This window comes from Tranquillimonas rosea (assembly GCF_900111315.1).
GTDB lineage: Bacteria > Pseudomonadota > Alphaproteobacteria > Rhodobacterales > Rhodobacteraceae > Tranquillimonas > Tranquillimonas rosea.
In genome coordinates this window covers 176,715-189,136 of sequence record NZ_FOGU01000007.1, presented here as the reverse complement: position 1 = coordinate 189,136, position 12,422 = coordinate 176,715, and the positions used below count along the sequence as shown (strand labels likewise).

General features: G+C 65.1%; 14 protein-coding genes and 1 tRNA gene. 9 read left to right on the top strand and 6 right to left on the bottom strand.

The window, feature by feature from the left end; translation table 11 throughout:
- Positions 1–305 precede the first annotated feature (305 nt).
- Both BMZ25_RS13445 and BMZ25_RS13440 read left to right on the top strand, forming a co-directional pair.
- On the top strand, positions 306–563 hold the full coding sequence (locus BMZ25_RS13445) for a hypothetical protein (protein ID WP_143071538.1): 258 nt from the start codon (positions 306–308) through the stop codon (positions 561–563).
- Positions 564–710: 147 nt separating this feature from the next.
- A complete protein-coding gene (locus BMZ25_RS13440) occupies positions 711–1,400 on the top strand; it encodes a DNA-binding protein (RefSeq protein WP_092694422.1) in 690 nt (229 codons plus the stop codon).
- 117 nt (positions 1,401–1,517) lie between these two features.
- On the opposite strand, the gene BMZ25_RS13435 is transcribed toward BMZ25_RS13440, so the two are convergent.
- Positions 1,518–3,218 (bottom strand): plasmid recombination protein, encoded by a 1,701-nt coding sequence (locus BMZ25_RS13435; protein WP_092694420.1) that lies wholly within the window; start codon positions 3,216–3,218, stop codon positions 1,518–1,520.
- Positions 3,219–3,873: 655 nt separating this feature from the next.
- Between BMZ25_RS13435 and BMZ25_RS13430 the strand changes: the two genes are divergently transcribed.
- The 4 genes from BMZ25_RS13430 to BMZ25_RS13410 all read left to right on the top strand — a co-directional run bounded on the left by BMZ25_RS13430 (position 3,874) and on the right by BMZ25_RS13410 (position 6,984).
- Entirely contained in the window at positions 3,874–4,158 is a 285-nt protein-coding gene (locus BMZ25_RS13430; protein ID WP_092694418.1) for a hypothetical protein, read from the top strand.
- A 222-nt stretch (positions 4,159–4,380) separates the two neighbouring features.
- Positions 4,381–4,791 (top strand): hypothetical protein, encoded by a 411-nt coding sequence (locus BMZ25_RS13425; protein ID WP_092694416.1) that lies wholly within the window; start codon positions 4,381–4,383, stop codon positions 4,789–4,791.
- A 53-nt stretch (positions 4,792–4,844) separates the two neighbouring features.
- Positions 4,845–5,255 (top strand): hypothetical protein, encoded by a 411-nt coding sequence (locus tag BMZ25_RS13420; protein ID WP_143071537.1) that lies wholly within the window; start codon positions 4,845–4,847, stop codon positions 5,253–5,255.
- A gap of 634 nt (positions 5,256–5,889) precedes the next feature.
- Positions 5,890–6,984 (top strand): tyrosine-type recombinase/integrase, encoded by a 1,095-nt coding sequence (locus tag BMZ25_RS13410; RefSeq protein WP_092694412.1) that lies wholly within the window; start codon positions 5,890–5,892, stop codon positions 6,982–6,984.
- 79 nt (positions 6,985–7,063) lie between these two features.
- Here the strand turns inward: BMZ25_RS13410 and BMZ25_RS13405 are convergent.
- Positions 7,064–7,149, bottom strand: a tRNA-Leu gene (locus tag BMZ25_RS13405).
- A 126-nt stretch (positions 7,150–7,275) separates the two neighbouring features.
- On the opposite strand from BMZ25_RS13405, the gene BMZ25_RS13400 reads away from it, so the two are divergent.
- Positions 7,276–7,854 carry a YqaA family protein gene (locus BMZ25_RS13400; RefSeq protein WP_092694410.1) on the top strand — a complete coding sequence of 193 codons (579 nt, stop codon included), beginning with the start codon at positions 7,276–7,278 and terminating at the stop codon, positions 7,852–7,854.
- Entirely contained in the window at positions 7,851–8,318 is a 468-nt protein-coding gene (locus BMZ25_RS13395) for a disulfide bond formation protein B (RefSeq protein ID WP_092694408.1), read from the top strand. The genes BMZ25_RS13400 and BMZ25_RS13395 overlap by 4 nt, the downstream gene beginning before the upstream one ends.
- Here the strand turns inward: BMZ25_RS13395 and BMZ25_RS13390 are convergent.
- Entirely contained in the window at positions 8,315–8,737 is a 423-nt protein-coding gene (locus tag BMZ25_RS13390; protein WP_092694406.1) for a PaaI family thioesterase, read from the bottom strand. The two genes, BMZ25_RS13395 and BMZ25_RS13390, sit on opposite strands and share 4 nt — an antisense overlap.
- A gap of 328 nt (positions 8,738–9,065) precedes the next feature.
- On the opposite strand from BMZ25_RS13390, the gene BMZ25_RS13385 reads away from it, so the two are divergent.
- Positions 9,066–9,725 carry an invasion associated locus B family protein gene (locus BMZ25_RS13385; protein WP_092694404.1) on the top strand — a complete coding sequence of 220 codons (660 nt, stop codon included), beginning with the start codon at positions 9,066–9,068 and terminating at the stop codon, positions 9,723–9,725.
- A gap of 98 nt (positions 9,726–9,823) precedes the next feature.
- Here BMZ25_RS13385 and BMZ25_RS13380 read toward each other — a convergent pair whose 3' ends face one another.
- Genes BMZ25_RS13380 through lpxD form a run of 3 tightly spaced genes read right to left on the bottom strand, consistent with a single transcriptional unit; the run spans position 9,824 to position 12,422 of the window.
- Positions 9,824–11,032 carry a beta-ketoacyl-[acyl-carrier-protein] synthase family protein gene (locus BMZ25_RS13380; protein WP_092694402.1) on the bottom strand — a complete coding sequence of 403 codons (1,209 nt, stop codon included), beginning with the start codon at positions 11,030–11,032 and terminating at the stop codon, positions 9,824–9,826.
- Positions 11,029–11,298 carry an acyl carrier protein gene (locus tag BMZ25_RS13375; RefSeq protein WP_092694400.1) on the bottom strand — a complete coding sequence of 90 codons (270 nt, stop codon included), beginning with the start codon at positions 11,296–11,298 and terminating at the stop codon, positions 11,029–11,031. Before BMZ25_RS13375 ends, BMZ25_RS13380 begins: the two co-directional genes overlap by 4 nt.
- Positions 11,299–11,330: 32 nt before the next feature.
- Positions 11,331–12,422, bottom strand: a complete 1,092-nt coding sequence (lpxD, locus tag BMZ25_RS13370; RefSeq protein ID WP_092694398.1) for a UDP-3-O-(3-hydroxymyristoyl)glucosamine N-acyltransferase — start codon at positions 12,420–12,422, stop codon at positions 11,331–11,333.

Sequence of the window (12,422 nt, the reverse complement as noted above, 5' to 3'; positions counted from 1 at the left end):
GCCGAGCCAGATGGATTGCCGGCCCTGCCGGAAACGATGGGAGCCACCGTCGACGCGATCTGGCAGCCCGTCGGTCCAAGAGATCGACGAAACAGTTGTCGGGTTCGACGTCTCTTCGGAATTCTGGCAGACGATCCCGATGCGAAAACGAGCGGCGCCTGAAGATAAACTGCTGTCTCGCCTCGGAGCGCACCTAAGTCCGGCATGGCGGAACGGTCGAGAATGCGGCGCCCGGCGTCTGGACCATCGCCGAGGCGGGTAGCGCGATCCGTAACCGCGCGCCTATCACTGCCATAGTAGTAGCCGTGCAGGCAGGGGAGCATGAGAAGGCGAGGAAGAAGCACAACCTAAGGGAACCGGCGCAGGAGGTGCTCGGCAGCGCCGAAGTGGGCACCGGGGACACGGATAGCCGCCCGACAGAGGAGGAGCCAACCCGGGACGTCGCCATCGATCTAATCGACGGTGACAGGATGTGCGAGCTTCTCAACGAGAACGGTCTCGGCGTCAGAACCGAAATGGTCGAGCGCGTGCGCATCGACGGTGCCTGGTTCGAATGCGTCTGACCTACGAGAGAAGAATTCTTGCAGCCGATGCCGATTTCTTTTTCGCGCCTCGCACTTGAACCCAATTCCTTTCTGCCACCCCGCCGGGGTGGTAGCGCGGGTAACGGTAATACCGGCGCTTACCATTACCAGAGGTAGGAGCCGGAGATGGCGACCAAAACCCAGAAGACGAATGCCGCCCTCGAGAAGAAGGCCAAGGCGGCAGCGATCGAGCTCGACAAGCTCGGCAAACCCATCACGAACTCGAATGTTCGCGAACAGATCGGACCTTGTTCGTTCCGCGATCTCACTCCGATCGTCAAGGCGATCAAGGCCGAGAGGGAGGCGCGCGCCAAGGCGGAGAGCGCGGTTCCAGACATGCCCGAAGAGGTCGCGGAACTTACGACCGCGCTCTGGGAGGCCGCGTTCCGCGCCGCTGATGAGGCGGCCGCGGCCAGCCGGCGTGCGCACGCAGAAGAGGTGGCCGATCTCCGAAGTCAGTTGGAAGAATGGGAGAAGGACGTCGGCACCGTCGAGGACGAGCTGGAGTCGATGACGTCCCGGGCCCAGGTGGCCGAGGCAGCGAAAGCGGAGCTCGAGGGGCAAATCGCCGATCTGCGAGTCGTCATCGCCGGCCTGGAAGGCCGACTTCTCGGCCGCCAGGATGCCGCGCCGGCAGAGGCCAAGGGGGACAAGAAGGCGTCGTCCGACGCCGAGGATGCGCGCCAGATGCCACTTTTCGACGATCCAGCGGGCGACGAGGGCCTTCCTCTTTCCGACGATATCGGCCGCGCTGAGGACGGCGCCCTTGAGCGAGAGCATGAAGACGACAGCGATCTCGACGACGAGGCGGCATGAGCAGTCAGAGCCGAGGCGCGGACTCGCCTCGGCTCTTCTCTTCTTCCACACTCAGCTTCTTGTGCGGACCGCGCACGCCTTCCAGTCCTTCATGCGATACATCCCGGCCCCGATTGATCAGCGTCGAACGCGCTGTTGCTGGTCGTCCCGCCGCATGACCTTGATCGTCTGAGTATCCTGATCCGTGTGCAGCGTCGCCCTCTTCGGGTCCGATGCAGACTTCGGATCATGCCGGCCAGTCTCGAGATTGAGCCCGCGCCGTCCTGCCTCGAGTTCCAACACGCGCCGGCCCCGATCGAAAGGATCGTGCACCTCCAGCTGCTCCTCAGAGATGTCCGCCGCATCCCGGGTGGCGAGGTAGCAGCTTCGCAAGGCCTTGTTGGACATTTCGTCGAGCCGCGTCCCTACCGCTTCGTGATCGGATTTCTTCGGGATTGCCCAGGCTCCAGGGAAATCGTCGACCTCGTAGGCGAGCTCCTCGGTCGCCCCCAGCACGGCGGACAACTCGACTCCGACGGGCCTGCCTGCGGCGCGTTCCGCCTCGGCCATTGCCTTGGCGCGACGTGCGATGTCGGCTTCCAAGCGTCGGGCGGCAAATACCCTATGCCTCAGCCGGAACGCATGTCTCGCAAAGGTGACAAGGCGCTCGTAGGCCGGCTGGATGCGCGACCAGAGGCCTTCCTGTTCCTCGCCGTTCCGCGCCTTGGGTCCATCTCCGAGGCGCTCGGGGCGGTCTTGTTCCGCCGGTTCGTAGTCGACTTCATGCCCGATGATCGCCTCCAGCCCCTCGCTCACCGCATCCACGTAGGCATTGGCCTCGGCCATCTTTCCCACGGCGTGCTTCAGGTGCACCTCTGCCGCATCCTTCGTCTCGGCAGCCTCTCGCTCGGCGGCTGCCGCTCCAGCGCGTTTTGCATCGGCAGTAACCTCGTCGAGGAACACGTTCGCTTCACGCAGGTCCAGGTCGCGTTCCTGCTGCTTGACGCCCAACTCCTTCGCGCGGATCGCGCGGGCGCGCCCGTTGCGATATTCGCGCGGCGAAACATGACGGACAGCGTCTGGCAGCGGAAGCTCGGACTCCTTCGCCTCACGCACCTCCTGTGCGCGCTTCTGTCCGCGCGCGAGGCCGATCGAGGCGTAGTGCTCTCCGGCGACGTCCTGCAACAATTCGTAGTCGGCCAGCAGCGGGTGCGCCGATGGTTGAATGAGCCGCTGCGTTCCGCGCGTCTTGTTGGTCTTCTCGGCGGTCTCGAAGATGACCGCATGAAAATGCGGTGTCTCCTCGTCGAGGTCCATGCGCAGGTGCCGCACCGACCCCGGGAAATACTCATCGAAGAACGCCAAGGTCGCCTTCTCAAACGCCTCGATCTTTGCCTTGCTCAGGACGTGCACGACCTCCTCGCCGTTCTTGTCGACCCCGTATGTGGTCAACAGGTCGTTGGGGTCTGATCGGTCTTCGGCCTCGAAATACTCCCAGTGGGCGGTGACGATCGCCTCGCGGATCGGACCTTGAGAATTGCCATGCCAGGGATCGATCAGCCCGGCCTCCTCGCGCGCCGCGGCCTCCTTCTTCCGCTTTCGAGCGCGACACGCCGCAACCTCTTCGTCGAAGTTCTGCTGCTTCATCGCGCGGATCTCCGCCCGCATTTCTTCCGCGAACGTCGGGCCGACATAGACCTTGTTGCGGTGCATGAACTGGAGCTCGATATTTTCGAGCGGGCCGCCACTGCGCTTGGCATGCATCTCGATGCGCGCAAGCGCGGCAGGATAGACGCTCGCGAACCGGAACACGATCGGGTGCTTCTTCTTCTCTGACATGGACCTATCTCCTCACCATCCGGTGGGGAGATCGCGCCTCGAACCTGCGTCCGCTCCTGAAGGGGCGGGTTCGATACTCAGTAGGAAACTCGCACTGCGGCTGCGCCTGCGTTCGAGTTTCCTCCTTCGCCCAGGGCGCTGCCCCGGGACCCCGCGCCGCCGGCGGGGCGCCTGCGCGGCGGGCGGTCCTGGGCGGACGGCCGACAGGAGCCCACATCGCGCGCTCCTGCGCCTCCGGCGGCCCGGGGAGCGTCGTTCCGCACTCCTCCCCGAACCCCACCTGCTCGGGCCTCCCCGGCCCCGGCGAGGAGTGGGCCAGCCCTCTCCTCGACCTCTCCCATTGAGCCGACGACTTCACCGCCGCTCGATCATTCAAGAGCCTCCGGCGGGGATGGATCGCTGCCAGTCGCCGACAGCCCTCCCTTCAGATCCGACGCCTCTGGATAAGCGCCGAGCCTGAAGGGAAGGCTGAACGATCATGAGAGGCATGGACGGCTTGGCGATGGTGGAGCTGTCGCGGTGCGCGCGAAGTGACGCGTCGCGCCGAGGTCGCGGGAGAGCATCGACCCAACACCTGTGCTCCTCTCGGTCAGCGGGCGGGCAGCACATCCGATGGTCGCCTCGCAGAAACAATGGTCAGGGAGGAATCAGCGAGATGCATAATGGCAGAAGAGGCGTCAGCATCGTTTCGAACCTCGAGACCCGAGAACTGGAGGCCTGGCTCGGCGGAGCGCACCTCTGGTCGACCGTGCCGACGGAACCCGGCAGCGCCGACGAGGTCGCCGGGTTCTTCGCGATGACCCTGGTCCGCCTTCTCGAGGTCGTGGAAGGCATGTCCGCGCACGAGCGCATGGACCTTCTTGCAATGGCGGTCGCATCCAACGCCGCTTCAAGTGACGCTTCGACTGTCAGCGTCCTCGGTCATTTCCGATCTGACTGACTGTCGAGGGACCTGGCGGCAAGCTGCCCCTCCCTTCGACGGCCGGCAGGGGAAGATAAGGACAGTGATGGCTCGCCCAGCGGCATCCCTCGGGATCGGCTCTTCTTCGTGAAAGCCGCCGCCGAGGGACGCACCGGAGCGCTCCAAACGAAATCAAAGGTGTTCGAACACCCAACCTTGACCCGGACATCGATCCGGAAACCCCCGAACCCGGGAGATACCATGTTCGACACCACTCCAGACGTCACTGCTTTCGGCGTCGTTCCTTCGACCCCGCTCGGCGAGCTGCGGTCGTTCTCCGGCGCATGCCAGGACGCGCTGCTCGACTCGGCAGGCCTACTTGGTGGCAGCGCCGGCCTCCGGATCGCTCATATCGTCCTCGACGGGCTGGCGCAGCCCGCGAAGCCGTCGCGGCGGACGATGCGGGCACTCGACGAACTTCTCGAGCTGCTGAGGCTCGATCACGTCCATGACCCATCCAGCATCGAGGCCGAGCTGTTCGCGGCGATCGATCCCTCCAGCACCTGCGTCGAGGAGATCTGTCTGCTGGCCGATCAATTGAGCGATTTGCTCGATACCTACCGCGAGGCAGACGCCGTCGACGAATGCAGCGGTCGGAGGGCGGCGGCATGAGAGAACAACTCCGCACCCTGCCCCGCCTTTCGGACTTGGTTGAAGGGGCCGAGATGACCCCGGACCTCGTTGCTCGGCTCGCGGCTCTTGCGCTCATGCAAGCGCATATCGTGGCAGACGAACTCCACGACGTCGTCATCCCACTTCTGCCTGCCGCCAAGAGGAGCTTCGCCGCCAGCCTTGCGCGACGCATAGAGCGCGGGACGGTGCTGGAGGAGGAAGCCCTTCGCGACCTCGAGACGTTCAGCGACATTCTCGCCCAGCAAATCGACGCTGGAACACACGTCTACTGGCAGGGCGACGACAATCACGTGCGGGGTGGCTACGAAGCCGTTCACCGCGAATCCGAGGCCCGCGAACTCGCGAACTCGGCGGCTGAGCTGGCGCTGCTCGCCGACATCATCCTCGCGACTCTCTCGGCCGCCCGCGCAGTAAGAGAAACCGGCGCGTTGATCGAGAGCTGAGAAGAGACGGCGCCCGCCCCCTCGGGCGCCGTCAGCTTGAGGGTCGCAAGACCCACGCCCGCGGCTGGATCACCGCGGGCAGGCGTGCCGGACCCGCTCCGACTGCTGCCCCATCGGCACGCCCTTGACGAAAAACGGCACAGCGCCAGTGGGCGCATGCCCCCATCCACCGCAAGATCAGCCCACCGACTGACGGATTTTCCGGGACCCTCGCAACGAACCAACCTCATCCTTCCCAAGGATGTAGAGCTGCCTGAGTGGCGACCGGCAGATGGTCGACATCTTTCGCGCAGTCCTCACCGGCCTGGTGGACCACTGCGACACTCGGCGGAGGCGCTGCCATCGGTCTCGGATTCGCTCGCTCGCACGGTCGACGTCGCATCATTTCCGATCCCCGCGATGCGATCCGATCTCCTGATCTCCAAGGCTTGGAGCTTCAGAATGCCTGCCCACCACCGACCGATCGCCGTCAAGGAAGGAACTGCGGCCGTCATGCTCGACATGACGGCGGCGCAGTTTCGTCGGCTCGTCGGGAGTGGCGCTCTGCCTCCCCCGTGCAAGATCGGCGGAGTGTCTCGTTGGCGTGTGGCGGATCTGGAGGCGATTTTGAACGGTAACGAAAGAACGCCAGAAGATGACGACGACTTCGAATAAAAAGAAACCCAAAAAGCCCAAAATCAAACGCGAGCGCCTTAAATGGGTATGGCCCCGCAACGGTAGTGGATGGGTGCCCTACCATCGAGTTACGTGGACCGACAGTTCCGGCAAAAGAAAGGAGCGAAGCATCAAGCTGGACTGGCAGGGAGATCTCGAGAAACTGGATACAGAATACTGGGCGGCAGAGGCCGGAAGGCATCCAGCGCAACGCAAGCCTATAAAACACACTTGGGGTGAGTGCATCCGCGAATGGCAGGGGGACGCCAAAAAGCAGATGAACCTATCTTCTGGAACGAAGAAATCCTACAGTCGAGAGTTCAATAAAATTCTCGAAAAGAACGCAGAAAAAAGGATGAGTTCCACTTCGAAGGCGGCAATAAGGAAGAAGCACAATGCGATGTCGGCGACCCCTCGCGCTGCTGATTGGATGCTGCAAGTCGTTTCCATTCTCTGGAACTACGCGAACGACACCCTCGACTGGAATCTCGGTGAGAACCCAACGCGAGGAATAGAAAAATACGGCCCCCAACGCGAATTTCCGACATGGCCCAATTGGCTCCTCGAAGAAGTGGAATTCGCTCCCGATGACGTGAGAATAGCCGCAGAATTGATCCAAGGAACAGGGCAGCGACCCTCAGCGGCAATCCAGACGCCGCGCTCTGCCCTGCAAGACGAATGGATCACTGTGGTAGACGAAAAAGGTGATTCCACCTTCGATATCTACTGTCCTGAGAGACTGCGTGTCCTCATCGAAAACCTGCCCCCCGGCAAGCGTCATGTTCTTGCGAAAAACGAACTCGAACATCTCTCTTATGATGATGTTGAGAAAGCATTCAGGGCATGGCGCGCGTCGCTTTCAGATCGGGCCAACGAGAACGACGATGACATCACGCGCTATTCCCTGCATGGCCTACGTAAACGCGCATGTGTCGAACTTGCCGAGGCTGGCTGCTCAGACTCCGAGATCCAGGCTGTGACCGGTCAGAGCCTTCAAACGGTCGCCAAGTATCGGAGAGAGGCGGACAGGAAGAAGCTCTCTCGTTCCGCGCAAAAAAGGCGTGCCGAACACTGATGTGGGAGTCGTCTGTGGGAGTCCCGACGCGACCGAGCAGCGGAGAACCGCTGCGCACCCTGCAAGCCATTGATATCATTGGTGCCCGAGGTCGGACTCGAACCGACACGATGTTGCCACCGGGGGATTTTGAATCCCCTGCGTCTACCATTCCGCCACTCGGGCCTGTGGCGCCTCGTTTAGCGGCTCCGGGCGGAGGGGAAAAGAGGGAAAGCGCGGCTTGACGGGCCGTCGGGGGCGTGATGCATGGCGTGCACCGGGGGTGCACCGAACGTACACGGGACGGCATACATGATCCGCAGGCTCTACGACTGGACCTTGACGCTGGCGGACCATCCGCACGCCTTATGGGTGCTTGCCGCCGTCTCGTTCATCGAGTCCTCGGTCTTTCCGATTCCGCCCGACGTGCTGATGATCCCGATGATCCTGGCCGCGCCGCACAAGGCCTGGCGGATCGCGCTGATCACCACGGTCGCTTCGGTGCTGGGCGGGCTCTTCGGGTACTGGATCGGCGCCGCGCTGTACGAGAGCGTCGGGCGGCCGGTGCTGGAGTTCTACGGCAAGGACGCCTATTTCGACGAGTTCGCGGTCCGCTACAACGCCTGGGGCGCCTGGGCGGTGCTGATCGCCGGGGTGACGCCGTTCCCGTTCAAGGTCATCACCATCCTGTCGGGCACGACGGGGCTGTCGCTGCCGATCTTCGTGCTGTCGAGCATCATCGCCCGCGGGCTGCGCTTCTTCATCGTTGCCGCGCTTCTGTGGAGGTTCGGCCCGCCGATCCGCGAGTTCATCGAGAGGCGGCTGGGACTCGTCTTTACCGTGTTCATCGCGCTGCTGGTCGGCGGCGTCGCCGTCGTGAGGTACGTATGACCGCCAAACGCCTGATCCAGCTTGCCGCGCTTGGCTCCGCGCTCTTGCTCGGCGGTGCGTTCGTGTTCCAGGCGCTGGGTTATCCGCCGTGCAAGCTGTGCCTGTGGCAGCGCTGGCCCCATGCCGCGGCGATCCTGCTGGGACTCGTCGGCACGTTCGTGCCGGCCCGATGGGTGGCCGGTCTGGGCGGTCTGGCCGCCGCGACCACGTCCCTGTTCGGCGTCTATCACACCGGGGTCGAGCGCGGCTGGTGGGAAGGCCCCACCTCGTGCACCGGCGATGGTGGCGGATTGTCGGGCATGTCCGGGGCCGATTTGTTGTCGACCGAGGGCGCGTCGGGTGTGATCATGTGCGACGAGGTCGCGTGGGCGTTCGCCGGCCTGTCGATGGCCAGCTGGAACGCGATCCTCTCGGCCCTGCTGGTAATGGTCTGGGTGCTGGCGCTGCGCCGCGCCAGCCGCTAGGCCGCCGGCGGGATCGAGTAGGTCAGGCTGGCCCGCGCCACCGGCGCCGCCTGCCCGTCCGAGCGCAGCAGTACATCGCCCACCGCCAGCACGCGGCCCAGTTTCAACAGCCGCGCCTCGGCCGTCATCGACCCCTCGGCCGCCGGCTTGCGCATGAAGTCTATGGCGCAATTGGTGGTCACGGCCAGCGCCTGCGGCCCGATCCGCGACAGGATGGCGAGATACAGCGCCACGTCGGCGAGCGAGAACATCGCCGGCCCCGACACGGTGCCCCCCGGCCTGAGATGCCGCTCGGCCACGTCCATCCGAAGCACCAGCCCGTCCTCGGTGAGCCGGTCGACGGTATACTCGCCCGCGACCTGCGGAAACTCCGCCCGCAGGAACGCCTCGAGCGCGGCGGCGTCCAGCTTGATGTCCATCCCGTCTCCTTCCCGATCCTCCGCCCGAGATGTTGCCGCAATTGCCGACGGTGGCAAGCCGCCGGCATATCGGCAACGTACTGCCGAACTCCGCCGGCGAACTGGTTGACAGGCTTGAAAAATACGCTGTTGACCCCATCGGGGAAAGACCGTAGCGTCCTGTTTCAATAAGTCGGCCAGTCCGGCAGGGAGAGATGCGAAACTCTGGAAGGGCCCCCATGCGGGGCCCTTTTTTTGATGCGCCCCCGCCCGTGAAATCGGGCCTGACATGCCCGAACCTGCGTGCTAGGCGTCCAGCCGACAGAACGCACCGAGAAAGGGACCGAACATGTTCCACCGACCGCTATCGCTCGCTCTTGCCGCCAGCCTCGCCCTCGCCGCTCCGGCGCTTGCGCAGGACGAGGATCAGGCCGAGGACGGCGCAGCGCCGCAGCAGCAAGAGCAATCCCCTGTCGAGGAGATGCAGCCGCAGGCCGGCGAGCTGTCCATGGGCCAGAGCGCCGACGGCAGCGGCGAAGGCGGCGTCGGTTCGACCTATATCGAGACCGAGCACGGCGACTGGCAGCAGCGCTGCGTGCGGACCGAGGACGGCAACGACCCCTGCCAGCTGTATCAGCTTCTGGAGGACGGCAACGGCAACTCGGTCGCCGAGATCAGCGTCTTTGCCCTGCCCGACGGCCAGCAGGCCGCGGCGGGCGCCACGATCATCACCCCGCTCGAGACGCTGCTGACCCAGCAGCTGACGATCAGCGTCGATGACAGCCAGGCGCGGCGCTATCCCTATACCTTCTGCTCGCAGGTCGGATGCTTTGCGCGGATCGGCTTCACCCCGCAGGAGGTCACGCAGCTCAAGCGCGGCGCCGACGCGACCGTGTCTATCGTGCCGGCGGCCGCACCCGACGACACCGTCGACCTGACCGTGTCGCTGATCGGCTTCACCGACGGCTACGAGGCCGTGAAGGCCCACAACGAGGAGGTCCGCCAGTAACCGGTGGCCTCTCGGGCGCGCCCCTGGCGGCGCGCCCTGCCCCGGCGCCGTGACGCCGGACGATCTTCCCCACATTTTGAACGTCGCCGATCCGCGCCTCAGACGCGGCGCAGGGCCAGTACGGCGTTGAACCCGCCGAAGGCGAAGGCGTTCGAGACGGCGACCGAGATGTCGGCCTCGCGCGCCTCGTTCGGGACGACGTCGAGCGCACATTCGGGATCGGGCTCTTCGTAGCCGATCGTCGGGGCGACCACGCCGTCGCGCAGCGCCATGATGCAGGCCAGCAGCTCGATCGCGCCCGTGCCGCCGATGACGTGACCGTGCATCGACTTGGTCGACGACATCAGCAGGTTGTCCGCGTGATGCCCGAACACGTCGGCCACAGCCGCACATTCCGTCTTGTCGTTGGCGGCGGTGCCCGTGCCGTGGGCGTTGATGTAGCCCACCTCGGACGCATCGAGCCGGGCATCGCGCAGTGCCCCCTCCATCGCGCGGGCCGCGCCGTGTTTCGACGGCATGACGATGTCGGCGGCGTCGGAAGTCATGGCGAAGCCGATCACCTCGGCCAGGATGTCGGCGCCGCGCGCGCGCGCATGCTCGTATTCCTCGAACACGAAGATGCCGGCACCCTCGCCCTGAACCATCCCCGTCCGGCCCAGGCTGAAGGGCCGGCAGGCGTCCTTGGACATCACGCGCAGCCCTTCCCACGCCTTCACGCCGCCGAAGCACATCATCGATTCCGAGCCGCCGGTGATCATCACGTCGGACATGCCCGAGCGGACCATGTGGAACGCCTGGCCCATCGCGTGGTTCGAGCTCGCGCAGGCGGTGGCGACGGTATAAGACGGGCCCTTGAGGTTGTATTCCATGCTGACATGGCTGGCCGCCGCGTTGTTCATCAGCTTGGGCACGACGAAGGGATGTACCCGGTTCTTTCCCTCTTCGTAGACGGCGCGGTAATTCTCGTCGTGGGTGTTCAGACCGCCGCCGGCGGTGCCCAGCACGACCCCCGTCTGCGCCGAGAGGTCGCCGGCGAAGGTCAGCCCCGACTGGGCCAGTGCCTCGCGCGCGGCGATCAGGGTGAACTGGGTGAACCTGTCGTAGAGCGCGATCTGCTGACGATTGAACTCTTGCTCGGGATCGTAGTCGCGCACCTGCCCACCGATGCGGATCGACAGCCGGTCGACGTCGCGGAAGTCCAGCGGGCCGATCCCGCAGCGCCCCTCGCGCATCGACTCGAGCGTCGCGGGCACCGTGTGGCCGATCGCGTTGATCGTGCCGGCGCCTGTGACGACGACACGTCTCATCCCTTCTGGTCTCTCACCAGCTGTTCGACGGCCTCGACGATGGCGCGCACGGACGAGATGTCGAAATCCGACGCCTCGGGCTCGTTCGCGTTGTAGGGGACCTGGATGTCGAACGCCTCTTCGATGGCGAAGATCGACTCCACCAGACCCAGCGAGTCGATGCCGAGGTCGTCCAGCGACTGATCCATGGTCACGTCATCCGGCTCGAGCACCGCCTGGCGGGCGAGGATGTCGATTACCCTGGTCTTGATCGTCTCGTCGGCCATGTCCGCCTCAACCTGTTCGCTTCATTGGCGATTTAGTCGCTCGCGCCGGGCTTTGAAACCGCTTTCTGAAGTGCCCGGACCTCACCGAGGAGTCGCGGCAACCGGCGCAACGCCTTGTAGATTTCGACATGCGTGTCCATCTTCACGGCCGGATAGCCCATGAGCACACGTCCCGCCGGCACGTTCGACAGCACCTTGGTCCCGCCCGAGGCGATGACGTCATCGCCGACGAAGATGTTGTCGGACACACCCACCTGTCCGCCGAACACGCAGCGGTTGCCGACCCGCGTGGATCCGGCGATGCCCACCAGCGCGGCCAGCAGGCAGTGCTCGCCCAGCTCGACGTTGTGGGCGATGTGCACGAGGTTGTCGATCTTGCAGCCGTCGGCGATCCGCGTGGGGCGGATGGTTCCGGAATCGACGCAGGCATTGGCACCGAGTTCGACATCGTCCCCGATCACCACCGCGCCGAGGCTGTGGATGCGGGTCCAGGCCTGCCCCTTGGCGTCGCCGGTGTCGCCCAAGGTGGCGCGGGCCTGCTCTACCGCCGAGGTTTCGGGCGTGACGAAGGACAGACCGTCGGCCCCGATCACCGCCGAGGGCTGGGCGATGAAGCGGTCCCCGATCGCCACGCGCGCGCCGATGCGGGTACCGGCATGAAGAAGGACATCGTCGCCGATCCGCGCCTCGGACCCGATGGAACAATGGGCGGCGATGCGGGCATTCGCCCCGATCCGCACGTCGCGGCCGATCACGCAGAACGGCCCGATCGAGGCGTTCGCGCCGATCTGAGCCGAGGGGTCGATGACGGCGGTGGAATGGACGCCGGCGGGGATCTCGGGGCCGGGATCGAGCATCGCGGTCACGCCGGCCAGCGCGTAGCGCGGGCGCGGCACGAACAGCGCGGCCTCGAGCCCCAGCGCCCGCCAGTCGGCCCCTTCCCAGAGGATCGCCGCGCGGGCCTGCCCCTGGGACAGGCCCTCGGCGAATTTAGGCGACATGGCGAGGGCGAGGTCCTGCGCCCCGGCGGTCGCGGGCTCGGCCGCGCCACCGATCTTCAGGCTGCCGTCGCCTTCCAGTCGCGCGCTGAGCGCGGTGGCCACCTCGTCCAGTCGATGCATCAT